18 protein-coding genes and 1 rRNA gene are annotated in these 23,830 nt (G+C 68.1%); 14 read left to right on the forward strand and 5 right to left on the reverse strand.

What is annotated here, in order from left to right; all coding sequences use genetic code 11:
* Positions 1 to 17: 17 nt before the first annotated feature.
* The 3 genes from ACFRAU_RS23770 to ACFRAU_RS23780 all read right to left on the reverse strand — a co-directional run bounded on the left by ACFRAU_RS23770 (position 18) and on the right by ACFRAU_RS23780 (position 6,304).
* Entirely contained in the window at positions 18 to 3,989 is a 3,972-nt protein-coding gene (locus ACFRAU_RS23770) for a Pls/PosA family non-ribosomal peptide synthetase (RefSeq protein WP_378001742.1), read from the reverse strand.
* A gap of 116 nt (positions 3,990 to 4,105) precedes the next feature.
* Positions 4,106 to 5,071, reverse strand: coding sequence for a quinone oxidoreductase family protein (locus tag ACFRAU_RS23775; RefSeq protein ID WP_377997157.1), 966 nt, complete (start codon positions 5,069 to 5,071; stop codon positions 4,106 to 4,108).
* 126 nt (positions 5,072 to 5,197) lie between these two features.
* Positions 5,198 to 6,304: a fatty acid desaturase family protein gene (locus tag ACFRAU_RS23780; protein WP_378001732.1), complete on the reverse strand. Its 1,107-nt coding sequence runs from the start codon at positions 6,302 to 6,304 to the stop codon at positions 5,198 to 5,200.
* Between the two features lie 159 nt (positions 6,305 to 6,463).
* Here ACFRAU_RS23780 and argC point away from each other — a divergent pair, with 159 nt between their 5' ends.
* The 9 genes from argC (at position 6,464) to ACFRAU_RS23825 (ending at position 16,062) form a co-directional block, all read left to right on the forward strand.
* Complete coding sequence (gene argC / locus ACFRAU_RS23785) at positions 6,464 to 7,495, forward strand: N-acetyl-gamma-glutamyl-phosphate reductase (protein ID WP_378001733.1); 1,032 nt, start codon at positions 6,464 to 6,466, stop codon at positions 7,493 to 7,495.
* On the forward strand, positions 7,492 to 8,658 hold the full coding sequence (gene argJ, locus ACFRAU_RS23790) for a bifunctional glutamate N-acetyltransferase/amino-acid acetyltransferase ArgJ (protein ID WP_377997154.1): 1,167 nt from the start codon (positions 7,492 to 7,494) through the stop codon (positions 8,656 to 8,658). Before argC ends, argJ begins: the two co-directional genes overlap by 4 nt.
* Positions 8,659 to 8,687: 29 nt before the next feature.
* Positions 8,688 to 9,647 carry an acetylglutamate kinase gene (gene argB, locus ACFRAU_RS23795; protein ID WP_378001734.1) on the forward strand — a complete coding sequence of 320 codons (960 nt, stop codon included), beginning with the start codon at positions 8,688 to 8,690 and terminating at the stop codon, positions 9,645 to 9,647.
* Positions 9,644 to 10,933: an acetylornithine transaminase gene (locus tag ACFRAU_RS23800; protein ID WP_378001735.1), complete on the forward strand. Its 1,290-nt coding sequence runs from the start codon at positions 9,644 to 9,646 to the stop codon at positions 10,931 to 10,933. Before argB ends, ACFRAU_RS23800 begins: the two co-directional genes overlap by 4 nt.
* Positions 10,930 to 11,937, forward strand: coding sequence for an ornithine carbamoyltransferase (gene argF / locus ACFRAU_RS23805; protein ID WP_377997151.1), 1,008 nt, complete (start codon positions 10,930 to 10,932; stop codon positions 11,935 to 11,937). The genes ACFRAU_RS23800 and argF overlap by 4 nt, the downstream gene beginning before the upstream one ends.
* Positions 11,937 to 12,467 (forward strand): arginine repressor, encoded by a 531-nt coding sequence (locus ACFRAU_RS23810; protein ID WP_377997150.1) that lies wholly within the window; start codon positions 11,937 to 11,939, stop codon positions 12,465 to 12,467. Before argF ends, ACFRAU_RS23810 begins: the two co-directional genes overlap by 1 nt.
* 58 nt (positions 12,468 to 12,525) lie before the next feature.
* Positions 12,526 to 13,731 (forward strand): argininosuccinate synthase, encoded by a 1,206-nt coding sequence (locus ACFRAU_RS23815; RefSeq protein WP_079551246.1) that lies wholly within the window; start codon positions 12,526 to 12,528, stop codon positions 13,729 to 13,731.
* A gap of 6 nt (positions 13,732 to 13,737) precedes the next feature.
* A complete protein-coding gene (argH, locus tag ACFRAU_RS23820) occupies positions 13,738 to 15,177 on the forward strand; it encodes an argininosuccinate lyase (RefSeq protein WP_378001736.1) in 1,440 nt (479 codons plus the stop codon).
* A gap of 111 nt (positions 15,178 to 15,288) precedes the next feature.
* Complete coding sequence (locus ACFRAU_RS23825; protein ID WP_378001737.1) at positions 15,289 to 16,062, forward strand: maleylpyruvate isomerase family mycothiol-dependent enzyme; 774 nt, start codon at positions 15,289 to 15,291, stop codon at positions 16,060 to 16,062.
* A gap of 29 nt (positions 16,063 to 16,091) precedes the next feature.
* Here ACFRAU_RS23825 and ACFRAU_RS23830 read toward each other — a convergent pair whose 3' ends face one another.
* Positions 16,092 to 16,601 carry a methylated-DNA--[protein]-cysteine S-methyltransferase gene (locus tag ACFRAU_RS23830; protein ID WP_377997148.1) on the reverse strand — a complete coding sequence of 170 codons (510 nt, stop codon included), beginning with the start codon at positions 16,599 to 16,601 and terminating at the stop codon, positions 16,092 to 16,094.
* 13 nt (positions 16,602 to 16,614) lie between these two features.
* Positions 16,615 to 18,183, reverse strand: coding sequence for a DNA-3-methyladenine glycosylase 2 family protein (locus ACFRAU_RS23835; RefSeq protein ID WP_378001738.1), 1,569 nt, complete (start codon positions 18,181 to 18,183; stop codon positions 16,615 to 16,617).
* A 112-nt stretch (positions 18,184 to 18,295) separates the two neighbouring features.
* On the opposite strand from ACFRAU_RS23835, the gene ACFRAU_RS23840 reads away from it, so the two are divergent.
* From ACFRAU_RS23840 to ACFRAU_RS23860, 5 genes are all read left to right on the forward strand, one after another.
* A complete protein-coding gene (locus ACFRAU_RS23840) occupies positions 18,296 to 18,934 on the forward strand; it encodes a DNA-3-methyladenine glycosylase (RefSeq protein WP_378001739.1) in 639 nt (212 codons plus the stop codon).
* A gap of 9 nt (positions 18,935 to 18,943) precedes the next feature.
* A complete protein-coding gene (locus ACFRAU_RS23845) occupies positions 18,944 to 19,501 on the forward strand; it encodes an adenine phosphoribosyltransferase (protein ID WP_377997145.1) in 558 nt (185 codons plus the stop codon).
* Positions 19,502 to 19,627: 126 nt separating this feature from the next.
* A complete protein-coding gene (locus tag ACFRAU_RS23850; RefSeq protein ID WP_378001740.1) occupies positions 19,628 to 21,856 on the forward strand; it encodes a HelD family protein in 2,229 nt (742 codons plus the stop codon).
* A 91-nt stretch (positions 21,857 to 21,947) separates the two neighbouring features.
* Entirely contained in the window at positions 21,948 to 23,261 is a 1,314-nt protein-coding gene (gene tyrS / locus ACFRAU_RS23855; RefSeq protein WP_378001741.1) for a tyrosine--tRNA ligase, read from the forward strand.
* 498 nt (positions 23,262 to 23,759) lie between these two features.
* Positions 23,760 to 23,830: ribosomal RNA gene (locus ACFRAU_RS23860) — 16S ribosomal RNA — on the forward strand; the annotation flags it as partial.

Here is a 23,830-nt window from a genome sequence, read left to right on the forward strand (position 1 = left end):
TTCATGCCGGGCGGCGCTTATTTGAGGCGGGGTGCCGGAACGGCGGGCCCGGTCCACGGGCTGACCGGATTCCCCATCCAGTACGTCCCGGCCGGAACGGTCTCGCCGCGCATCACCAGGGACGCCGGACCGACGGTCCCGCCCTTGCCAATCCTCGCCTGCGGCAGAATCACGCCGTGCGGGCCCATCGTCGCCCCGTCTTCGAGACTAACAGTGTCGATGCTCATGATGCGGTCGTGGAAGAGGTGCGTCTGGACAACGCAGCCGCGGTTGACCGTGGAGCTGGCGCCGAGGGTCACGAGATCCGCCTCGGGAAGCCAATAGCTCTCGCACCACGTGCCCCGGCCGATCTTGGCTCCGAGGGCCCGCAGCCACCAGACCAGGGCCGGCGTGCCGCTGGCGGACCGGGCGAACCACGGGGCACTCACCATTTCGATGAAGGTGTCCACCACCTCGTTGCGCCAGATGAAGGAGCTCCACAACGGGTGTTCACCGGTCTTGATCCTGCCCACGAGCAACCACTTGGCGGCAACGGAGAAGCTTGCCGCCACCCCGCCCGCGAGCAGCAGGACCACGCCGCCGAGTGCTGCCGCCGCACCGTAGCCCAGGGCCGTGGCCAGCCAGTCGAAGACGAGCAGCACGCCAAGGGCCAGGCCCACCGTCAGGGCCACCGGCACGAACCGGCACAGTTCCCAGATGCTCCTGGCCACCTTGAGCCTGGCCGGCGGCTGGAAGGTGCGGGTGCTGTCCGACGCCACCGCAGTGCGCCGCAGCCTGACCGGAGGGCTGCCCAGCCAGGACGTGCCTGACTTGGCCTTGCCCGGAGTCGCCGAGAGGACCGCGACCAGCGAGTTCTTTGGCACGCTGCGCCCGGCGGCGGTCATGCCGGAGTTGCCAAGGAAGGAACGCTTTCCGATTTTCGCGGGCGCGATCCGCATCCAGCCTCCGCCGAGTTCGTACGCGGCCACCATGGTGTCGTCGGCGAGGAAGGCACCCTCGCCCACCGTGGTCATGCGCGGCAGCAGCAGGACGGTGGAGGCCTCCACATTCTTTCCGACCTTCGCCCCCAGCAGCCTCAGCCAGACCGGAGTGAACAGGCTGGCGTAAATCGGGAACAGCAGGTCCCGTGCCATGTCCAGCACGCGCTCGGTGGCCCAGACCTGCCAGCCGACGCGGCTGCGGACCCGGTAGTAGCCCTCCCTCAGGCCGAAGCCCAGCAGCCTGGTGGTGGCCAGGATCAGCAGCATGTTGGTGAGGAACCAGGCCAGGGCGGCCAGCGGAAGCGACGCCAGCACCTGCGGCACGGCACTGAGCAGTGAGTCGTTGCCCCTGATGAACAGGAAGACCACCAATGCTGCGGCCATGGCGGAGGCGTAGGGAATCAGGGCGAGGACGGCGGACGCGGCAGCGAAGGCCGTGAACCAGAGACGGCCCAGGAGGGAGCTGACCGGCTGGCCGGCGGGCCAGTCCTGCTTCGCCTTGCCCCGGCGTTCTGCCGGGGAGCCCGCCACCACCTGGCCGGCCCTGACCTTGCCGAGTACGGCGGAGCCGGGTTCCACCTGCCCGCCGGCGCCGATGCTGGCGCCGGGCATCAGGGTGCTGCGGGCTCCCACGGTGGCGTCCGCCCCGACGTGGATGTGGCCGATGCGGACGATGTCGCCGTCGATCCACCACCCGGACAGGTCCACCTCGGGTTCGATGTTGCAGCCGCGGCCCAGGGTGAGGAAGCCCGTCACCGGAGGAAGGGAATGCAGATGGATGTTGCTCCCGATCTTGGCACCGAGGGCCCTTGCATAGTAGGGCACCCAGGGTGCGCTGGCGAGGCTGATGGCGCCGGCCAGGTCCTGGATCTGTTCGGCCAGCCAGAGCCGCAGGTGTACCTTGCCTGCCCGCGGGTAGTTCCCTGGCCGCACGTTGCGAAGCAGAAGGCGGGCGGCGGCAACAGAGATGGCCATCCGTCCGGGCGGGCTGACGAAGACCAGCCAGGACGCGGCCACCCACCACCATGACACGGTGGGTGCGGCCGTGAACCCGGCAAACGCGAACAGGACGTTGTTGGCGGCCATCAGATAGGTCAGCCAGCGCATGCCGGCCAGAATGTGCAGCGGAATGCCCATGAGGGTCTGGAAGACCTGCGACTTCAGGGCCGTGGGGCGGACCGGCCGTTCCGGGGCCGGGCCGGCGGAGACGCCGTCGGGCAGGGATTGGCGGGCTGCCTCGATCAGTGCGCCGATGCGCGGGGTGGCGTAGATGTCGGCCACGGTGATGGTGGGATAGCGGACCCGGAGTGCGGAGACGAGCTGCGCTGCAGCCAGCGAGCCGCCGCCGTGGGCGAAGAAGTCCGCATCGAGGCCTGCGACGTTGCTCCCCAGGATGGCCTGCCACTGGTCCACGACCCACTGGGCATCCTCCGGCAGGTTCAGCGGCGCGGCGTCCGCGGCTGCGGCGCCGGCACCCGGCAGGGGCCAGGGCAGCGCATGCCGGTCGACTTTCCCGCTGGTCTTGGTGGGCAGGGTGTCGATGACGGTCAGCATCGGGATGAGTGGCGCCGGCAGCGTGCCGGACAGCAGGTCCCGGAGTGCGGCCAGGTCTAAGGAAGGATGGGCCGTGGCGGTCCCGCCGGCGGCAGCCAGGTAACCGACGAGCACCTGGTTGCCGGCCGCCGTCGTGCGGACCGCGGCGGCGGCGCCCGCAACGCCCGGAAGGGACTGCAGGGCAGCGTCGATCTCACCGAGTTCGATCCGGCGGCCGCCCAGCTTGACCTGCTCGTCGGCGCGTCCCATGAAGATCAGGCCGGCGCGCTCAAAGCGGACCAGGTCGCCGGAGCGGTAGGCGCGCCCCCACCCCAGTGAGGGCATGGGGGCATATTTCTCCGCATCCTTCTGCGGATCGAGGTAACGGGCCAGTCCCACGCCGCCGATGATGAGCTCGCCCACCTCGCCTTCGGCCACCGGCACGGCGTCGGAGTCCACCACCGCCAGGTCCCAGCCGTCCAGCGGGAGCCCGATCCTGACCGGGCCTGTACCGCCCAGCGGAGCTGCGCAGGCCACGACCGTTGCCTCGGTGGGCCCGTAGGTGTTCCACACCTCGCGGCCGTCCACGGCCAGGCGCTCGGCCAGCTCCGGCGGGCAGGCCTCGCCGCCGAAGATCAGCAGCCGGACGTTCTCCAGGGCCTCTGCCGGCCAGAGCGCCGCAAGCGTGGGAACGGTGGAGACCACCGTGATGCCGTGGTTGATCAGCCACGGTCCCAGGTCCATGCCGGTGCGGACCAGAGCCCGCGGGGCGGGCACCAGGCAGGCGCCGTGGCGCCAGGCCAGCCACATCTCTTCACACGACGCGTCGAACGCCACCGAAAGTCCTGCGAGCACACGGTCCTGCGGGCCCACCGGATCGTCCTGCAGGAAGATGCGGGCTTCCGCGTCCACGAACGCGGCCGATGAGCGGTGCTGCACCGCCACGCCCTTGGGCGTCCCGGTGGAACCGGACGTGAAGATGACCCAGGCGTCGTCGTCGGGGGTGGCCGGGCGCGGAGCCGGGTAGGGGTGCGGCCGCTTGTGGTCCGTGACGATCTCCCCGTTGGCCCGCAGGATGCCGGCCACCCGTGCCTCTCCGAACACCAGCTTGGCCCGTTCGTCCGGGTCATCGGCGTCCACGGGGACGTAGGCGGCGCCGACCAGCAGGACGGCAAGAATTGCGATGTAGAGCTCGTTCGTGCCGGACGGAATCCGTACCCCGATCTTGTCTCCCGCTCCCAGGCCGGCCTGGTGCAGCCGCCGGCCCCCGGCCTTAACCTCGGCCAGGAGCTGGGCGTAGCTCAGGGAGCGGCGGCCGTCGTCGAGCGCCGAAGCATCCGGGAAACGTGCGGCGGTATCGGTGAGGATGTCCACCAGGGTCCGCTCCGGCGGTGCGGCGGCGGCGCCCGGCAGCTGGGCCGGGTACCCCTCCTCTGCCGCCGGCCCGCCGGCGGCAGAAGAGGCGGTTGTATCCAGGATTTTGGGGAGGGGCTCAATCACGGCTGGATTCTCCCTCAACAAGATGAACGGAAGGTGACATCGTTTCCCCTGCGTTAAACCGGGACCGCCTTGTTACGGGACGGCAGGCCAGGTCAGGGGACGAGCAGAACCTTGCCGGTGGTGCGCCGGCCTTCGAGGTCCTCGTGTGCCTTGCGGGCCTCGGCCAGCGGGTAGGTGGCGCCGATGCGGACGTTAAGGCTGCCGTCGGCGGCGGCGCCGAAGATTTCCGTGGAGCGCCAGAGCCGTTCCTGCGGATTGCCGAGGAAGTGGGCGAGCGACGGGCGCGTCAGGGTCAGCGAGCCGCCGGCGTTGAGCCGCTGCGGGTCCACCGGCGGAACCGGTCCGGACGCTGCGCCGAAGAGCACCAGCGAACCGCGGGTGCGCAGGCTGGCCAGCGAGCCGTCGAACGTGTCCTTTCCCACGCCGTCGTACACCACGTTCACACCGGCACCGTGGGTCAGGTCGCGGACGGAGTCGGCGAACCCGCCGTAGCGCAGCACCTCGTCCGCGCCGGCACCCCGGGCCAGGGATTCCTTCTCATCAGTGGAAACGGTGGTGATGACACGGGCGCCGCGGGCCTTTAGAAGCTGGATCAGCAGCAGGCCCACCCCGCCGGCGCCGGCGTGGACCAGGACGTTGTGGCCGGGCTCAACACGGAACGAGGAGTTGATCAGGTAATGGGCCGTCATGCCCTGGAGGGGGAGTGCGGCGGCGGTGTGGTCGTCCACGCCGTCCGGCACGGGCAGGGCCTTGGCGGCATCCAGCACGATGTACCCGGCGTAGCAGGCGGTTCCTTCGGCGGTGGCCACCCGGCTTCCCGCCGCGAAGTCCTCCACGCCTTCGCCGATGCCCTCGACGACGCCGGCCGCTTCAGATCCTGGGGTGAAGGGGTAGGCCACCTTGTAGGTGCCGCTGCGCTGGTAGGTCTCGATGAAGTTGACGCCCGTTGCCGCTACCTTCACGAGCAGCTGGCCGGGACCGGGGACGGGGCGGTCGATTTCCGTGAAGTCCAGAACCTCCGGTCCGCCTGGCTGCCGGGCGACGATGGCGTGCGTCATGGAATTTCTCCTTTTCCGGGCCGGGACCTCCGGCACCCTTCCTCACCTCATCCTAGGGACAAATGCTCCGGGGAGCAGCGCGGTGCAGGTGAAGTCGGCGCGGACGCGCGAAGTCGGAGCAGCCGGCTAGTAGCGCCGGGAGACCGCGGCCATGGGGCATTCGAAGCGGCGTCCCGCGGCGAGCCCCACCTCATTGAGGTAACGGACAATGATCCCGAACGACGCCGCCAGCGTGGTCTCCGTGAGGGGAATCCCGTGTTTGTGGCAGTGCTGGCGCACAAGCGCGGTTGCCTTGTGAAGCTGGGGCCGGGCCATGTCGGGAAAGAGATGGTGCTCTACCTGGCGGTTCAGGCCGCCGAGCAGGATATCCATGAACCGGCCGCCGGAAATGTTGCGTGATGTAAGGACCTGGCGGCTGAGGAAGTCGACGCGGCTGTCTGCCGGAAGGACCGGCATGCCCTTGTGGTTGGGTGCAAAAGAAGCACCCATATAGAAGCCGAAAACAGCCAGCTGCACGCCGATGAAGGCGGCAGCCATGCCCAGCGGCAGGAATGAAAACGCCAGCACGGGAAGGATGCTGAGGCGGGTCAGCAGGATCGGCAGTTCCACCCAGCGGTGGGTGACCTTGGCGCGGCGGAAGATGAAACGCACGGAATCTATCTGCAGGCCGAGGCCGACGAGGAACAGCAGGGGGATGAAAAGCCAGCCCTGCTTGCGCGTGAGCAAGGCCAGCCGGCCCTGCCGCTCGGCCGCCGCTTCGGTGTGGAACACGATGGCGCCGGGCGCGATGTCCGGGTCCTTGGATATGACGTTCGGGTGGTTGTGGTGTGCCCCGTGTTTCTGTTCCCACCACGAGTAGCTGACGCCGGCAACGGAGGTGGCCAGGAGCCGCGCCGACCAGTCGTTGGCACGGCGGGAGGTGAATATCTGGCGGTGGCCGGCCTCGTGGGCCAGGAAGCTCAGCTGGGTGCAGATGATGCCGAGCGCTGCGGCGATGAGGAGCTGGAACCAGCTCTGGCCGATCAGCGCGAAACCGAACCAGGCCGCTGTCATGAGTACGGCCAGCGTGGCGAAGACGGTGATGTAGAAGCCCTGGCGCCGCTCCAGGAGTCCGGCTGCGCGCACGGACTTGAGCAGGTCGGAGTAGTTCTGGGTGACGGGGTTGGCCTGGCGGACGCGGCCTGCCTGGCGGATTCGGGGTTGCGGGCGCTCGGAAGTGATAGCGGTGGCCATGGCCTGGGTGCCTCGTAACTGTTACGGGCAACGCTGCCGCCGACATTCGGCGCGCACGGTCTGGATCACCCTCCGTCAATCATACGGCGGCAGGCAGGCGCGGCTCCTCCATGCATAAATATCGGGACCTATGCATACTCTTGCTGTATAGTCGTCTTCATGACTATTTCTGTTGCCGTTTCCGGCGCCAGCGGCTACGCCGGCGGCGAAGTCCTCCGCCTCCTGGCCGGCCATCCGGACGTCACCATCGGAGCCATCACGGCACACAGCAACGCCGGTTCCAGACTAGGCGAACTGCAGCCGCATCTCCATGGCCTGGCGAGCAGGATTCTCGAGGACACCAGCGTGGAGAACCTGGCCGGGCACGACGTCGTGTTCCTGGCCCTCCCGCACGGGGCGTCCGCCGAGATCGCGGCCAGGCTCCCCGAGGGCACGGTGGTGATCGACGCCGGCGCGGACCACCGCCTGGAGTCCGCCACCGCGTGGGAAAAGTTCTACGGCTCGGACCACGCCGGAACGTGGCCCTACGGGCTGCCTGAACTGCCGGGCCAGCGCGAAAAACTCAAAGGCGCCAACCGGATCGCCGTCCCGGGCTGCTACCCGACGTCGGCGCTGCTCGCCCTCACGCCCGGCTTCGCGGGCGGCCTGCTCGAGGGCAGCGACGTCGTCATCGTGTCCGCCTCCGGCACCTCCGGAGCCGGCAAGGCAGCGAAGGTGAACCTCATCGGCGCCGAGGTCATGGGGTCCATGAGCCCGTATGGCGTGGGCGGCGGCCACCGGCACACGCCGGAAATCGAGCAGGGCCTGTCCAATGCCTCCGGCGAGCCGGTGACGGTTTCCTTCACGCCCACCCTGGCGCCCATGAGCCGGGGCATCCTCACCACCGCCACCGCACGGGTCAAGCCCGGCGTCGGGGCCGAGGAACTTCGCCGTGCCTGGGCGGAGGCGTACGACGACGAGCCGTTCGTCCACCTGCTGCCCGAAGGCCAGTGGCCCACCACCAAGTCAGTACAGGGTTCAAACCACTCCGCCATGCAGCTGGCTTTCGATCAGCACGTCGGGCGCGTCATTGTCACGTGCGCCATCGACAACTTGACCAAAGGCACCGCCGGTGGAGCGGTGCAGTCCATGAACATTGCCCTTGGCCTGCCGGAGACCGCCGGCCTCAATCTGCAGGGAGTTGCCCCGTGACCGTTACCGCCCCCAAGGGATTCCGCGCCTCCGGCGTCACCGCAGGACTCAAGGCCTCCGGAAACCCGGACCTCGCCCTCGTGGTCAACGACGGACCGTCCAAGGCGGCAGCCGCTGTCTTCACCTCCAATCGGGTGGCAGCGGCCCCCGTCCACTGGTCACGCCAGGTGGTCTCGGACGGCCGCGTCGACGCCGTGATCCTCAACTCCGGCGGCGCCAACGCCTGCACCGGCCCGCAGGGCTTCCAGAACACGCACACGACGGCGGAGAAAACGGCCGAGGCGCTGGGCCTGTCCGCCACCGACATCCTTGTTTGTTCCACCGGCCTGATCGGCGAGCAGTTGCCCATGGACAAGATTGTCCCCGGCATCGACGCCGCGGCCGCGGCCCTGAGCGCCGACGGCGGTCCCGAAGCGGCCACCGCCATCATGACCACCGACACGGTGCCCAAGCAGGCGGTCTTCAGCGGCGCCGACGCCGAAGGAAACGAATTCACCATCGGCGGCATCGCCAAGGGCGCCGGCATGCTGGCGCCCGGGCTCGCCACCATGCTGGTGGTGCTCACCACCGACGCCGACGTGCAGCCGGAAATGCTTGACGTCGTCCTCCGCGACGCCACGCGCGTCACCTTTGACCGGGCAGACTCCGACGGCTGCATGTCCACCAATGACACCGTGGTGCTGCTGGCCTCCGGCGCTTCCAAGGCCGTTCCGTCGGCCGAGGCGTTCGGCCAGGGCCTCACCCAGGTCTGCGCCGAGCTGGCCCGCAAGCTGATCGGCGACGCCGAGGGCGCCAGCCACGATATCGCGATCCGGACGTTCAACGCCGCCACCGAGCGCGACGCCGAAACCGTCAGCCGCGCCGTCGCCCGCTCCAACCTCTTCAAGGCAGCCATCTTCGGCAAGGACCCCAACTGGGGCCGCGTGCTTTCAGCCGTGGGAACCACCGACGCCGTGTTCGAACCGGACCAGCTCAACGTGTCCATGAACGGCATCCAGATCTGCCAGAACGGCGGCATCGGCCAGGACCGCAAGCTGGTGGACCTGGAACCGCGCGAGGTGCTCGTGGAGATCGACCTCCAGGCCGGCGGTGCGGAAGCCACCATCTGGACGAACGACCTCACGCACGACTACGTCCACGAGAACAGCGCCTACTCAAGCTAGATCCGCCAGCAACCTGGAGAACCAGCCGCATGAACACCCAGACCCGCGAGTCAACGTCCATGAGTGACGCCCAGGACAAGGCAGGCACGCTCATCGAAGCCCTGCCGTGGATCCAGCGTTTCGCCGGAACCACCATGGTGATCAAGTACGGCGGCAACGCCATGGTCAACGACGAGCTGCGCCGCGCCTTCGCCGAGGACGTCGTATTCCTCCACCACGTGGGCATCCACCCCGTCGTGGTGCATGGCGGCGGCCCGCAGATCAACTCGATGCTGGGCAGGCTCGGCATCGAGTCGGAGTTCAAGGGCGGCCTGCGCGTGACCACGCCCGAGGCGATGGACGTGGTGCGCATGGTCCTCACCGGCCAGGTGGGCCGCGAACTGGTGGGCCTGATCAACTCGCACGGGCCCTACGCCGTCGGCATGTCCGGTGAAGACGGCGGCCTGCTGCGCGCCGTGCGCACCGGCACCGTGGTTGATGGCGAGGAGGTGGACCTCGGGCTCGTGGGCGAGGTGGTCGGAGTGGACCCAGCCGGCATCGTGGACATTCTCGACGCCGGCCGGATCCCCGTGATTTCCACCGTCGCCCCTGAGATCACCGACGCCGGCGAGGGCGTGGCGGGCACCGCGCGCTTCCAGCCCACCGGCCAGGTCCTGAACGTCAACGCTGACACGGCAGCTGCTGCTGTGGCGTCCGCGCTGGGCGCCTCGAAACTGGTTATCCTGACCGACGTCGAAGGCCTCTACGCCAACTGGCCGGACAAGTCCTCGCTGATCTCGTCCCTGACGGCCTCCGAGCTGCGGGACATGCTGCCCAGGCTCGAATCCGGCATGATTCCCAAGATGGCCGCCTGTCTGAAGGCCATAGACGACGGCGTCGAGCGGGCGCACATCGTGGACGGCCGGCTGCCGCACTCGATGCTGCTGGAAACCTTTACCACTGCCGGAATCGGCACCCAGGTCGTACCCGATGAGGAGACGAACGCATGAGCAACTTTGAACAATCCGCAGTCGTTGAGCAGTCCCCGGTGGTTGAGCTGGTCGAAACCAAGGGCCACAGCAGCGGCGCCGACTGGCTGGCTCGCTACTCGTCGTCGCTGATGGGTGTCTTCGGCACGCCCCAGCGGGTGCTGGTCCGCGGTGCGGGCTGCCTGGTCTGGGACGCCGACGGCAAGGAATACCTGGACCTTCTCGGCGGCATCGCCGTCAATGCGCTGGGCCACGCCCACCCGTTCGTGACTTCGGTAATTTCCAGCCAGCTGGCCACCCTGGGGCACGTCTCCAACTTCTTCACCAGCCCCACCCAGATCGCCCTGGCCGAAAAGCTGCTGGAACTCAGCGCAGCGCCGGCCGGCTCCAAGGTGTTCTTCACCAACTCCGGCACCGAGGCCAACGAGGCCGCCTTCAAGCTGGCCCGCCGGAACTCCGGTTCTGCCGCCGGGGAGACAGGCGGCAAGCGCCGCACCCGGATCATCGCGCTCGAGGGCGCATTCCACGGCCGGACCATGGGCGCACTCGCGCTCACGGCGAAGGAGGCCTACCGCACCCCCTTCGAGCCCGTGCCCGGCGGCGTTGAGCACATTCCGTTCGGGGACATCGAGGCCCTGCGCAACGCGGTGGACGACACCGTGGCTGCCGTCTTCCTGGAGCCGATCCAGGGCGAGGCGGGCGTCCGGCCCCTTCCGGCCGGCTACCTGAAGGCGGCCCGCGAGTTCACCGCCGAGGCCGGTGCCCTGCTCATCCTCGATGAGGTGCAGACCGGCATCGCGCGCACGGGCAAGTGGCTGGCCAGCGAGGACGCCGGGATCGTGCCCGATGCCATCACGCTGGCCAAGGGCCTTGGCGGCGGTTTCCCGATCGGCGCGCTCGTCACGTTCGGCGAGCAGACGTCGTCGCTGCTGTCCGCAGGGCAGCACGGGACCACCTTCGGCGGCAACCCGGTGGCCACCGCCGCGGCGCTGGCCACGCTGCACGCCATCGAAAGCCAGCACGTGCTGGACAATGTCCGCACCGTAGGTGAGCATGTGCGGGAGGCCCTGGCCGCCGTCGGCGGTGTCACCGAGGTGCGCGGCGAGGGACTGCTGATCGGCTTCGACCTGGATGCCGACGTCGCCCCTGCCGCCGTGACCGCAGCCCTGGACGCCGGCTTCATCATCAACAGCCCCGGCCCCCGCACCATCCGCCTGGCCCCGCCGCTCATCCTGACCACGGAGCAGGCGGACCGTTTCCTGGCCGCCCTTCCGGCCATCCTGCAAACCGCAAAGGACGCACAGTGACCTCCACCGGCACCATCCGCCACTTCCTCAAGGACACCGACCTCAGCCCTGCCGAACAGGCGGAAGTCCTGGAACTCGCGGGCCGCATGAAGGCTGCACCGTACAGTGTCCAGCCGTTCGCCGCCGAAGGCAGCGGCCGCAAGACCGTCGCGGTGATCTTCGACAAGACCTCCACCCGGACCCGGGTCTCCTTTGCCACCGGCGTGGCCGACATGGGTGGCAACGCCCTGATCATCAATCCGGGCGAGGCGCAGATCGGCCACAAGGAATCCGTCGAGGACACGGCCAAGGTCCTCGAGCGCATGGTTTCCACCATCGTGTGGCGGACCGGCGCGCACTCCGGCCTCGTCGCCATGGCCGAAAACTCCAGGGTTCCGGTCATCAACGCCCTGTGCGACGACTACCACCCCTGCCAGCTGCTGGCCGACCTCCTGACCGTCAAGGAGCACAAGGGCGAACTGAAGGGCCTCACCATGGCCTACCTCGGCGACGCCGCCAACAACATGGCCAACTCCTACCTGCTGGCAGGCGTCACTGCCGGCATGCACGTGCGCATCGCCGGTCCGGAGGGCTACCTGCCCGCGGCCGGCATCGTGGCTGCCGCCCAGGAACGTGCCGCCGAGACCGGCGGCTCCGTCCTCATCACCACGGACGCGGCGGAGGCACTCAAGGGAGCCGACGTCGTCGCCACCGACACCTGGGTCTCCATGGGCCAGGAAGCCGAAAAGGAAGCACGGATGAAGCTGTTCCGTGAATACTCCGTGGACGAGGCCGCGCTGGCCCGGGCCGCCGCCGATGCCGTCGTGCTGCACTGCCTTCCCGCCTACCGCGGCTACGAAATCTCTGCCGGCGTGATTGACGGCCCGCAGTCGATCGTGTGGGACGAGGCCGAGAACCGCCTGCACGCGCAGAAGGGGCTCATGGCCTGGCTCATGCACCGGTCCGGGCTGGCGTTCGTCGACGGTCTTTCTCCCGTTGAGGGCACCGGGGAGAGCACGTTCTAGTGTCCACCAACCCGGCGGCCCCGGGCGCGAGCCCGGCCACCAAGACGGCCCGCCAGGCGCGGATCATCGCGATCCTGACCGGCGAATCGGTGCGGTCCCAGGCCGAGCTCGCGGCGCTGCTGGCGGACGACGGCGTGCAGGTCACCCAGGCCACGCTGTCGCGTGACCTCGTGGAGCTCGGCGCCGTCCGCGTGCGGGGCAAGGAGGGTGTGCTGGTATACGCCGTCCCCGGTGAAGGCGGGGAGCGGGCGGCCAAGAGCGGGGTCAGCCAGGAAATCCTCGATGCCCGGCTGGCGCGGCTCTGCGGGGAGCTCCTGGTCACCGCCGAGGCATCAGCGAACATTGCGGTGCTGCGGACACCCCCGGGGGCGGCAAACTTCCTCGCCCTCGCCATCGACCATTCCGTGATGCCCTCGATCCTGGGCACCATCGCCGGGGACGACACCGTGCTGCTCGTGGCCCGGGACCCGCTGGGCGGGCCGGAACTGGCTGCGCGGTTCCTGCAGCTCGCAGAGGAAGCCGGCCAGTAAGCCGGCCGCTTTCATCCAAGACAACAAAACAAAAACAAACAACTAAGGAGCATGTTCCGTGACTGAGCGTATTGTTCTGGCCTACTCAGGTGGCCTGGATACTTCCGTAGCCATCGGCTGGATCGGTGAAGCCACCGGCGCCGAGGTCATCGCCGTGGCGGTCGACGTCGGACAGGGTGGCGAATCCCTGGAGACCATCCGCCAGCGCGCCCTCGGCTGCGGCGCCGTCGAGGCCTATGTGGCGGACGCGAGCGACGAGTTCGCCAACGAATACTGCGTGCCCACGCTGAAGGCCAACGCCCTCTACCAGGGCCACTACCCGCTGGTTTCCGCGATCTCCCGCCCGGTGATCGTCAAGCACCTGGTCAAGGCTGCCCGCGAATTCGGCGCCACCACCGTGGCCCACGGCTGCACCGGCAAGGGCAATGACCAGGTCCGCTTCGAAGTCGGCATCCAGACCCTCGGCCCGGACCTGAAGTGCATCGCGCCGGTCCGCGACCTCGCCCTCACCCGCGACAAGGCCATCGCCTTCGCCGAGGAAAAGGGCCTGCCGATCGAGACCACCAAGAAGAACCCGTACTCGATCGACCAGAACGTCTGGGGCCGCGCCGTCGAAACCGGCTACCTCGAGGACATCTGGAACGCCCCCACGAAGGACATCTACGACTACACCGCCACGCCGGAATTCCCGCCGGCACCGGATGAGGTCACCATCTCCTTCGAGGCCGGCGTGCCGGTGGCGATCGACGGCGTGAAGGTCACCCCGCTGCAGGCGATCAAGGAACTCAACCGCCGCGCCGGAGCCCAGGGTGTGGGCCGGATCGACGTCGTCGAGGACCGCCTGGTCGGCATCAAGTCCCGCGAAATCTACGAAGCACCGGGTGCCATGGCACTCATCACCGCGCACAAGCACCTCGAGGACATCACCATCGAGCGCGAGCAGGCCCGCTTCAAGGCCACTGTCGGCCAGCGCTGGGCAGAACTCGTGTACGACGGCCAGTGGTTCTCCCCGCTCAAGCGCTCCCTGGACGCCTTCATCGAGGACACGCAGAAGTATGTCTCCGGCGATATCCGCATGGTGCTGCACGGCGGCCAGGCGATCGTCAACGGACGCCGCTCCGAGACCTCGCTGTACGACTTCGACCTCGCCACCTACGACACCGGCGACACCTTCGACCAGTCCATGGCACGCGGCTTCATCGAGCTGTGGGGCATGTCCGCGAAGGTTGCCTCCGGCCGCGACATCCGCGTCGCAGGAAAGTAAAAATCGGTGGTTGAGCCTGTCGAAACCCAAAAGTCCGAAGCCACGAACACAGGCGCGCTGTGGGGCGGCCGGTTCGCCGGCGGCCCCGCGGATGCCCTGGCGGCGCTGAGCAAGTCCACGCACTTTGACTGGCGGCTGGCCCGCTACGACATCGCCGGCTCCAAGGCACACGCCCGCGTGCTGCACAAGGCCGGGCTGCTGGACGACGCCGAGCTCGAAGGCATGCTCGCTGCGTTGAGCCAACTGGACGACGACGTCGCCTCCGGCGCCTACCTGCCGGCGGAGTCCGATGAGGACGTCCACGGCTCGCTGGAACGCGGTCTGATCGAGCGTGCCGGCACCCAGCTGGGCGGCAAGCTCCGCGCCGGGCGGTCACGCAACGACCAGGTGGCCACGCTGGGGCGCATGTTCCTGCGCGACCACGCCCGGATCATAGCCCGCGGCGTGCTGGCAACGATCGAGGCGCTGGTGGACCAGGCCAAGGCCCACCAGGGCGTCGCCATGCCGGGCCGCACCCACCTGCAGCACGCGCAGCCCGTCCTGCTCAGCCACCACTTGCTGGCCCATGCCTGGGCGCTGCTGCGCGATGTGCAGCGGCTCCAGGACTGGGACAAGCGCGCAGGCGTTTCGCCTTACGGTTCGGGTGCCCTGGCGGGCTCCTCGCTGGGACTGGACCCGGAGGCCGTCGCGGCGGACCTGGGCTTCTTCTCGGCCACGCACAACTCGATCGACGGCACCGCGTCCCGCGACGTCTTCGCCGAGTTCGCCTGGGTGTGTTCGATGATCGGCGTGGACCTGTCCCGCGTGTCGGAGGAAGTCATCCTGTGGGCCACCAAGGAGTTCTCCTTTGTCACCCTGCACGATTCCTATTCCACAGGATCGTCCATCATGCCGCAGAAGAAGAACCCCGATGTGGCGGAGCTGGCCCGCGGCAAGGCCGGCCGGCTGATCGGCAACCTCACCGGCCTGCTGGCCACGCTGAAGGGCCTGCCGCTCGCGTACAACCGCGACCTGCAGGAGGACAAGGAACCGGTGTTCGATGCCGCCGACACGCTTGAGCTGCTGCTCCCGGCCGTCTCGGGCATGATCGCGACCCTGAAGTTCAACACCGCGCGGATGGAATCGCTTGCACCGGAGGGCTTCGCGCTGGCAACGGACATTGCCGAATGGCTGGTCCGACAGGGCGTTCCGTTCCGCGAGGCGCACGAGCTCTCCGGTGCCGCGGTTAAGCAGGCTGAAAGCCGCGACGTGGAACTCTGGGACCTGACGGATGAGGAATATGCCGCCATTTCGGAGCGCCTCACCCCGGAGGTCCGCAGCGTCCTCAGCACGGAAGGTTCGCTCAACAGCCGCAACTCCCAGGGCGGTACGGCACCGGCCGCCGTCGAACGCCAGCTGGTCGCCCTCGAGGGCGAGCTCGCCGGCGTGCGCGAGTACGCGGGGTAGAACCCGGTAGCCACCGAGATGGCACTTCGCGGCAGTGTTGTTCGCAGACATTGCCGTGAAGTGCCATCTCGCTTCGTTAACGAGGATTAACCCTCGGCTACGATGAGCGTTATGACCGCGATCACACCTGACGCTTTGCTCGCCGAGCTCCACAAGGCGGCCGACGCCGTTTCCTCCTTGGCGGCCAAACTCACCGAAGCTGACGTCCCGGCTCCCTCGGCGCTCCCGGGCTGGACCCGCGGGCACGTCCTCGCGCACATCGCCGGCATCTCCAACGCTATGGCGCGGCAACTCGAATATGCAGCGCGCGGGGAAACAGTGGAACTGTACGACGGGGGCTACGACGGCCGCACGAAGGCCATCGAAATGAGCGCCGGACATGCGCTGGAGCAGCACCGGGCGGACCTGGAGTCGGCGCTGGAGCGGGCAGTGCGCGCCTTCGACGCGCTGGATGCGGCTGGCGGGGGTGCGGATCATGCCGGCGGCGTTGGTGCCGCCGGCTGGCGCACTCCCATTTCCTACCGCGGGGGAGTGGTGCTGGACGGCGGCTTCGCGCTGTGGCGTGAGCTCGTGATCCACGCGTCCGACCTCAAAACCGGCCGCGGCCCCGAAACGTGGAGCAGGCAGTTCTGCGAGCACCTGTTCGCGTTCCTGTCTGCGCGCGTGCCCGAGGACCAGAAGCTGGTGCTGCAGCCGCTTGGCTTGCCTCGCGTGACGATTGGGACCGGCGGCCGCTCCACGGTCATCAACGGAATGGTCACCGACATCGCCGCCTGGCTCGCGGGCCGGGAACCGTCGCTCGGGAGCCTTCGTGCCTCGGCCGCCGCGGACGGCGTCGACCTGCCGGAACTGCTGCCGTGGCCTTCCGGGGTCCCGGCGAAATAGTGCCTAAGCAGCCCTCCCGGCCGACTGGTTCAGCCGGCGGCGAGCCCCTGCTTTTCGCGGGCCAGCAGGCTTTCCTTAATCCGCAACCCCCAGCGGAAGCCACCCATCGTGCCGTCCGTGCGGACCACCCGGTGGCACGGAACGAACAGCGCTGCGGCGTTGAAAGCACAGGCGCTGGCTGCTGCCCGGACTGCCTTGGCGTTGCCGGACAGCTCCGCATATTCGGTGTAGGTGACCGGCGCCCCCGGGCTGACGGTGCGGAGCACGTCCCAGGCATGGGCGCGGAACGGGCCTGATTTCTGCAGGACGGGCACGCTCATGGCTGGAACCGGATCACCCGCGTAGAACGCCTCCACGGCCGCGGAAATCGGGCCGAGGTGCTCCACCGGTTCGTAGGCGTCCGGCAACAACTCGGCATGGATCTGGCCCGTGAGATCCTGCGGGTCGGCCGTCCAGCCCGAGGCGAGCACTACGCCGTCGCGGGCGATGATCGTGAACGGCCCGTCCGGCGTGGCCATGGTCAGAAGCTGGGCTTTCATTGCACTGTCACATTCATTGCATTGTCACTTTCGATGTCTGCGCCCTGCGGGCGGTGGGGTTTCCTGGCATGGACGCGCCGGCCCGCCAGAGGTGCATGGTGGCGTAGGAACGCCACGGGCTGACTTCCCGGAAGTCCGACGACGGGGCGGCGCCACTTCCGCTGCTGCCGCCGGGCAGCGCGCGGATTCCGTTGCGAACCGCGGCGTCATTGGCGAGGAAGATATCCGGCGCGCCGATGACCCGCATGGCCACATATCCTACGGTCCACGGCCCGATCCCCGCCTGCGGCAGCAACTTGGCCGAAAGGCCGGGCAGATCGTCACCGTAGCCAAGATCCAGACTGCTGTCGGCCAGTGCCGTGGCCACCGCCAGCAGCGACTCGACCCTGCGCTGCGGGCCGCGCAGGAGTTCCGCGCCGGCTCCGGCGATCTGCGCCGGCGACGGGAACAACCGCGAAAGCCCCTCGCCTGCGGCCGCGCTGGGACTTCCGGCTGCGGCAAGCTGCGTGAGCGCCGTGCGCGCGGCGGCCACCGTGATCTGCTGTCCGACCATGGCCCGGATGAGCAGTTCCTGCGGATCCAGGGCCCCCGGCAGGCGGATCCCCGGCGCTGCCGCCACGGACGCCGAAAGCCGGGGATCGGCGCCGAGCGCGCCGTCGATGGCGACGGGATCGGCGTCGAGGTCAAAAAGCCGGCGGACCCTGCTCAGCAGGGCCGGCAGGTCCCGGAGGTCCACCGCGCCGATGGTGAGCACCAGCGGCCGCCGGTGCGTCCCGCCGTCGTACTCCGCCTTGCCACCCAACGCCGTGCCGGCCTCTCCGGTGTCCCTGCCGGCGCCGGTGTATTCCACACTGAACCGAGCGTCCCCGTGCGGGAGCCTCAGGGTCCGGGCGTAGGACGTTGCGGTTCCGGCCTCGATCCCCGGAATGGCGCGGACGGCGAGGAAGCTGAACACGCCGGGGTCGAACGGCTCGCGGTAGGGGAGGGCCAGTGTGAGTGAGGTGCTCGCAGGGGCGGATGGATGGTGCCGGGCGGTGCCGCGGAGGGCTGTCGGCGTCATGTCGAACACTTCGGCAACGGTCTCGTTGAACTGGCGGACGCTGCTGAAACCCGCGGCGAAGGCGACGTCCGCAAGCTTCATCGTCGTGGACACCAGCAGCGTGCGGGCGGTCTGTGCCCTGCTGGCCCGGGCCAGGGACAGGGGACCCGCGCCGAGCTCATGGCTGAGGATCCGGTTCAATTGGCGGGACGAATAGCCCAGCCGCGCGGCGAGCCCCTCGACGCCGTCGCGGTTGATCACGCCGTCGTTGATCAGGCGCATGGCCCGGCCGGCAATGTCCGAGCGGAGGTTCCAGGCCGGTGTGCCCGGGACGGCCTCGGGCAGGCAGCGCTTGCACGCACGGTACCCGGCTTCATGGGCGGCAGCGGAGGTCTCGTAGAACGTGACGTTTTCCGCCTTGGGCGTCCTCGCCGGGCACGACGGCCGGCAGTAGATGCCCGTGGTCCGCACCGCCGTAAAAAACTGCCCGTCGAAGCGGGTGTCCCGCGCGTCGATGGCGCGGTAGCGCTGCCAGAAGTCCATGACTCCATCCTGCCAGCCGCCAGCGGGCAGGGCTAGCGGAAATCGGACATGGCCGTGGAGGGGCTTCCGCTGCGCCGGGCCCTGACAACAGGCGCTTCGGTAAAGTCGGGGCATGACCACCAGCGGCCCTGTGCGGCAATTCCTGTCGGGCGATGCCCGAGAAGTAGCCCCGCTGCTCCTTGGCGCTGTCCTGACCCACGACAGCCAGGAAGGTCCCGTCGCCGTCCGGATCACAGAACTCGAGGCCTACATGGGCCCCGTCGATTCGCTGCACCCTGACCCCGGGTCCCACACCTACCGCGGCCCAACCCGCAGGAACGCCCCCATGTTCGGCCCGGCCGGCCACCTCTACGTCTATTTCACGTATGGCATGCACTACTGCGCCAACATCGTCTGCGGCCCGGCCGGCCACGCCTCCGCCGTCCTGCTGCGCGCGGGGGAAATCGTCGAGGGCCGGGAACTGGCCCTCGCCCGCCGGCCGACGTCGAAAGCCGCCAAGGATCTTGCCAGCGGTCCCGCCCGGCTGGCCACGGCGCTCGGACTGACCACCGAGGAGAGCGGCCGGGACGCCCTGGCCCCTCCGTTTGGCCTGGTTTTGCCGCCGGCACCCGCCGCGCACGTCAGCACCGGACCGCGGGTCGGCGTCGCCGGGCACGGCGGCACGCACGACTATCCATGGCGATTCTGGCTCACGGGCGACCCCACCGTGTCCCGCTACAAGGCAGCGAAGGCGCGTCCACCGCGGGCGTAGGCTGGACGGGTGAACCACAGCCAAGCAGCCCCCGCCCCCAGGCCCGTCCCCGTGGACGAACTCATTACCAGCCTCTGCGCGACCGTTCCGGACTACCCCAAGCCCGGAATCACCTTCAAGGACCTGACCCCCGTTTTCGCCGACGGCCCCGCGTTCCGGGCAGTTGTCGAAGCGCTCGTGGAACCGTTCAAGGGGCAGTTCGACGCCGTGGCCGGCGTTGAGGCACGGGGCTTCCTGCTTGCCGCCGCCGCGGCCTACGCCACCGGCACCGGCGTGGTGACAGTGCGGAAGGCCGGGAAGCTGCCGCGCGAGGTGTACTCCGAGGACTACGCCCTGGAATACGGCAATGCCACCCTGGAACTTCACACCACCGACCTGGCCCGCGGCAGCCGGGTCCTGATCCTCGACGACGTCCTCGCAACAGGCGGCACGCTCGGGGCAGCCGCCCGCCTCTTTGAACGCTGCGGTGTCCACGTCTCGGGCGTGGGCGTGGTGATGGAACTCGGCGAGCTGCGCGGCCGCTCCGCTCTCGCCGGGCACCGCGTGCGGTCGCTGCTGCGCCTCTGACCAGCGGACTTGTCGATGAGCGGCGGGGCCGCGCGGTCAGATAACCTGCCATAAGCAGCTCAACAGCCGCCACGTTTGCCGAAAAGGTTATAGAATGGACGGTCTGTCTTTTGCGATAGGGGAACGATGCTCGACGCCGATTTGGCCCACGAACGGGACTATGTAGCCGGTCTGTACACCCGGCTTGATGAACTGCGCGAGGAAAAGCGCGCCCAGCTGGCACAGGTGCGCCGCGCGGGAGCAGTCGGCACCATGCAGAACGTCTCCGAACGTGACGCCTTCGCGGCCCTCTACGAGGACCGCCTCGCCCAGCTCGACGCCGTCGACGACCGGTTGGTGTTCGGCCGGCTGGACCTGGACTCCGGCGAAGCCCAGTACATCGGCCGCATCGGGCTCACCACCGAGGACCTCGTCCGGCTCATGGTCGACTGGCGCGCGCCGGAGGCCGGCCACTTCTACCAGGCCACTGCATTTGACCGGCAGGGCGTGCGCCGGCGCCGGCACCTGATCCTCCAGGGCCGCGAGGTCAAGGCCATCGAGGACGATGTCCTGGACGCCGACATGCTTTCGGATACCGACTCGCTGCAGGGCGAAGGCGCGCTGCTGGCCGCCCTGAACTCCAAGCGCACGGGCCGGATGTCGGACATCGTGGGCACCATCCAGTCAGAGCAGGACCGCATCATCCGGTCCTCCATCTCCGGCGCCCTCGTGGTCCAGGGCGGGCCGGGCACGGGCAAAACCGCCGTGGCCCTGCACCGCGCCGCCTACCTGCTGTACACCCACCGCGACAGGCTGAAGTCCGCCGGCGTGCTGCTGGTGGGGCCGTCGTCGTCGTTCATGAAATACATCGAACGCGTCCTGCCGTCGCTGGGTGAAACCGGCGTGGTCATGGCCAGCCTCGGCAGGCTCATGCCTGGCATCAACGCGGTGCCGGAGCAGGAAGCGGACGTCGCCGCCATCAAGGGCAGGCTGGGGATGGCTGAGGTGATCGCCAACGCCGTGGCCAACCGGCAGCGCATTCCGGCTGAAAACCGGATCCTGGAAGTCGATGGCCGCAAGCTGACCCTCACGCCCCGGCAGGTCCGGCGGGCCCGCGAACGCGCACGATCCACGGGCAAGCCGCACAACGAGGCCCGCGTCACTTTCGTCAAGATCCTGCTCCGCGAGCTGACCGAGCAGCTGACCGAACTCGTCGAGGCCGGCAACATCGGCAACAACGCCGACCGCTCGTACCTCGCCGAGGACGTGCGGACGGCCCGCGACGTGCGCGTCGCGCTGAACCTGTGCTGGATGCCGATGACGCCCGAGAAGCTCGTGAGTGAGCTCCTCAGCAAGCCCGCCCTCCTCGAAGCCTGCACCCCCGGGCTGACCGCCAGGGAACGCGAGCTCCTGCTGCGGGCTCCCGATGCGCCCTGGACCGAGGCTGACGTCCCCCTGCTCGACGAGGCTGCCGAACTCCTCGGCGAACTGGATCCCGCCGCCGGCCGCGGGCTCGCCCAGCAGGAGCAGGACCGGGCCCGTGCCCTGGCCAACGCCCGGCAGACCCTCGTCAATATGGAGTCGGCCGGCGTTGACGTGCTGATGTCCGCGGAGGAACTCGTTGAACAGAACGAGGAACGCGAGGCCCGGCTGACGGCCGCCGAGCGCGCCACCAGTGACCGCACCTGGGCCTTCGGCCACATCGTCGTCGATGAGGCGCAGGAACTGTCGCCGATGCAGTGGCGCCTCCTGGTCCGGCGCTGCCCGCTCAAGTCCTTCACGATCGTGGGGGACATCGCCCAGACCAGTTCCGTGGCCGGCGCGAAGTCCTGGCAGGGAGCCCTCGCCCCGATGTTCGGCGACCGCTGGCAGCTGGAGGAGCTCACGGTGAACTACCGGACGCCGTCGCAAATCGCCGAGGCGGCCGCGCGCATGGCCAATGCTGCCGGCCTGGTGGTCTCCGCACCAAAGGCCGTGCGGGAAGGCCGCTGGTCACCCATCATCGACCGTGTGGAGCATGGCGGCCTGGTCGGCCGGCTCGTGGAGGTCCTCCCCGAGGAGCTCCAGGCGCTCGACGGCGGCCTGCTCGCCGTGATTGCCGACGGCGACCTGCTGCGGGAAGCCACGGCGGCGCTGCGTGCCGAGTACGGTTCGCGGCTGGGCACTGGTGCCGGCAGCTATGAACAGGACCTGGTGGTCATCAGCCCGCGGGAGGCCAAGGGACTTGAGTTCGACGGCGTCGTGGTCCTTGAACCGAGCGCCATGCTGAACCACGAGCATGGCAGGGTGGGCGATCTCTACGTCGCCATGACCCGCCCCACCCAGCGGCTTCGGCTGATCGCGGCCGCGGACGTTCCGGCGGGCATCGAGCGTTAGGCTTTCCGGCAGGCCCGGCCGTTCCCGGCCAGGCCCGCCTCTTGCCCTTCACGAGGGCCGGGGCGGCGCTGATCCTGCTAACTTAGAAGGCGTGTCACAACTAAACGACCTCGAATCCCAGCAGAACGACCCCAGCTTCGCCAACATCTGGCAGGAGCTCAAATGGCGCGGCCTTGTCCACGTATCCACCGATGAGGTGGAACTGGAAAAGCTCCTCGCCGGGGAACCGGTCACGTATTACTGCGGATTCGACCCCACGGCGCCGAGCCTCCACCTGGGAAACCTGGTCCAGCTCCTCCTCATGCGGCGGCTCCAGTTGGCCGGCCACAAGCCCTTGGGTCTCGTGGGCGGCTCCACCGGGCTGATCGGCGACCCGCGTCCGACGGCGGAACGCACCCTGAACACCAAGGACACCGTTTCGGAGTGGGTCGGTTACCTGCAGGCCCAGGTCCGCCGGTTCCTCAGCTTTGACGGCGCCAGCGCCGCCCGGATGGTCAACAACCTGGACTGGACGGCGCCGCTGAGCGCAATCGACTTCCTCCGCGAGGTCGGCAAGCACTTCCGTGTGGGTACGATGCTGCGCAAGGACGCCGTGGCTTCACGCCTCAGCTCCGAGGAGGGCATCAGCTACACGGAGTTCAGCTACCAGATCCTGCAGGGCATGGATTACCTCCAGCTGCACCGCGACTACGGCTGCATGCTGCAGACCGGCGGATCCGACCAGTGGGGCAACCTCACCAGCGGCACCGAACTCATCCGCAAGGTGGAGGGTAAGACGGTCCATGCACTGGGCACCCCGCTCATCACCAACGCCGACGGCACCAAGTTCGGCAAGAGCGAGGGCAACGCTATCTGGCTGGATTCGGCCATGGTCAGCCCGTACACCTTCTACCAGTTCTGGCTGAACACCGCCGACGCGGACGTTGTGGACCGGCTGAAGGTGTTTACCTTCCTGACCCGTGCCGAGATCGAGGAAATAGCCGTGTCTGTGGCAGAGCGCCCCTTCGCCCGCGAAGGACAGCGGAAGCTCGCCTACGAAGTGACGGCTCTGGTCCACGGAGCCGAAGCCACCGACAAGGTCATTGCCGCTTCCGCGGCTGTTTTCGGCAGCGGGGATCTGTCCGTGCTTGACGAGCAGACGCTTGCCGCGGCGACCGCAGAACTTCCGTCCGCTTCCGTGGACGGAACGGGTCTCGGCATCATCGAGCTGCTGGTTGCCTCGGGTCTGTCGGACAGCAAGTCCGCTGCGCGCCGCGTGGTCGGCGAGGGCGGCGCCTATGTCAACAACGCCAAAGTCACGGATCCGGACGCGGTCATCTCGCCGTCCCAGCTGTTGCACGGCAAGTACCTGCTGCTCCGCCGTGGCAAGAAGAACCTGGCCACCGTTCAGGTGTCCGGCGCCTAGCACTGCAGCAGACAAAATGCACGCTCCTCCGCAGCCGATTTGCACGGCCGCGGGGGAGCGTGTAATGTCTTCTGAGTCGCCGCCGCTGAGTGGTGACAAACCCCCTTCACTGAGAAGCAATTCTTCAACTTCAAGCATGAATGAAGAAAAGCTTCCCATAGTGCTGGGCGGATTCATTCATTGAAGTGAATACCGGGTGAATAACCCGGATTTGCAAAGTGAAAATGAATGAAATAAGCTAGAAACATCGCAGCGAAGAAATGCGAAACACAAATTCCCGTTATAGAAACTGGGAATTGTTTCGACGAGTATTCGAACGTGTCTGTTGTTTGAGAACTCAATAGTGTGCCAAGTTTATTGATACCGATTTTTTATGAATTGGTTGGATTGGCCGGGCTGTCCACCTCCGTGGGTGGTCTGGTTTTTACAGCTGGTTTCAAATTTTGTGCAGCCGGGTGTGGTGTTATTTCCACTGTGCCTGGTTGTGTCTGTTTGTTTTCAACGGAGAGTTTGATCCTGGCTCAGGATGAACGCTGGCGGCGTGCTTAACACATGCAAGTCGAACGATG

Origin of the sequence: Arthrobacter sp. NPDC056691, assembly GCF_042791415.1 — a bacterium.
Taxonomy (GTDB): domain Bacteria; phylum Actinomycetota; class Actinomycetes; order Actinomycetales; family Micrococcaceae; genus Arthrobacter.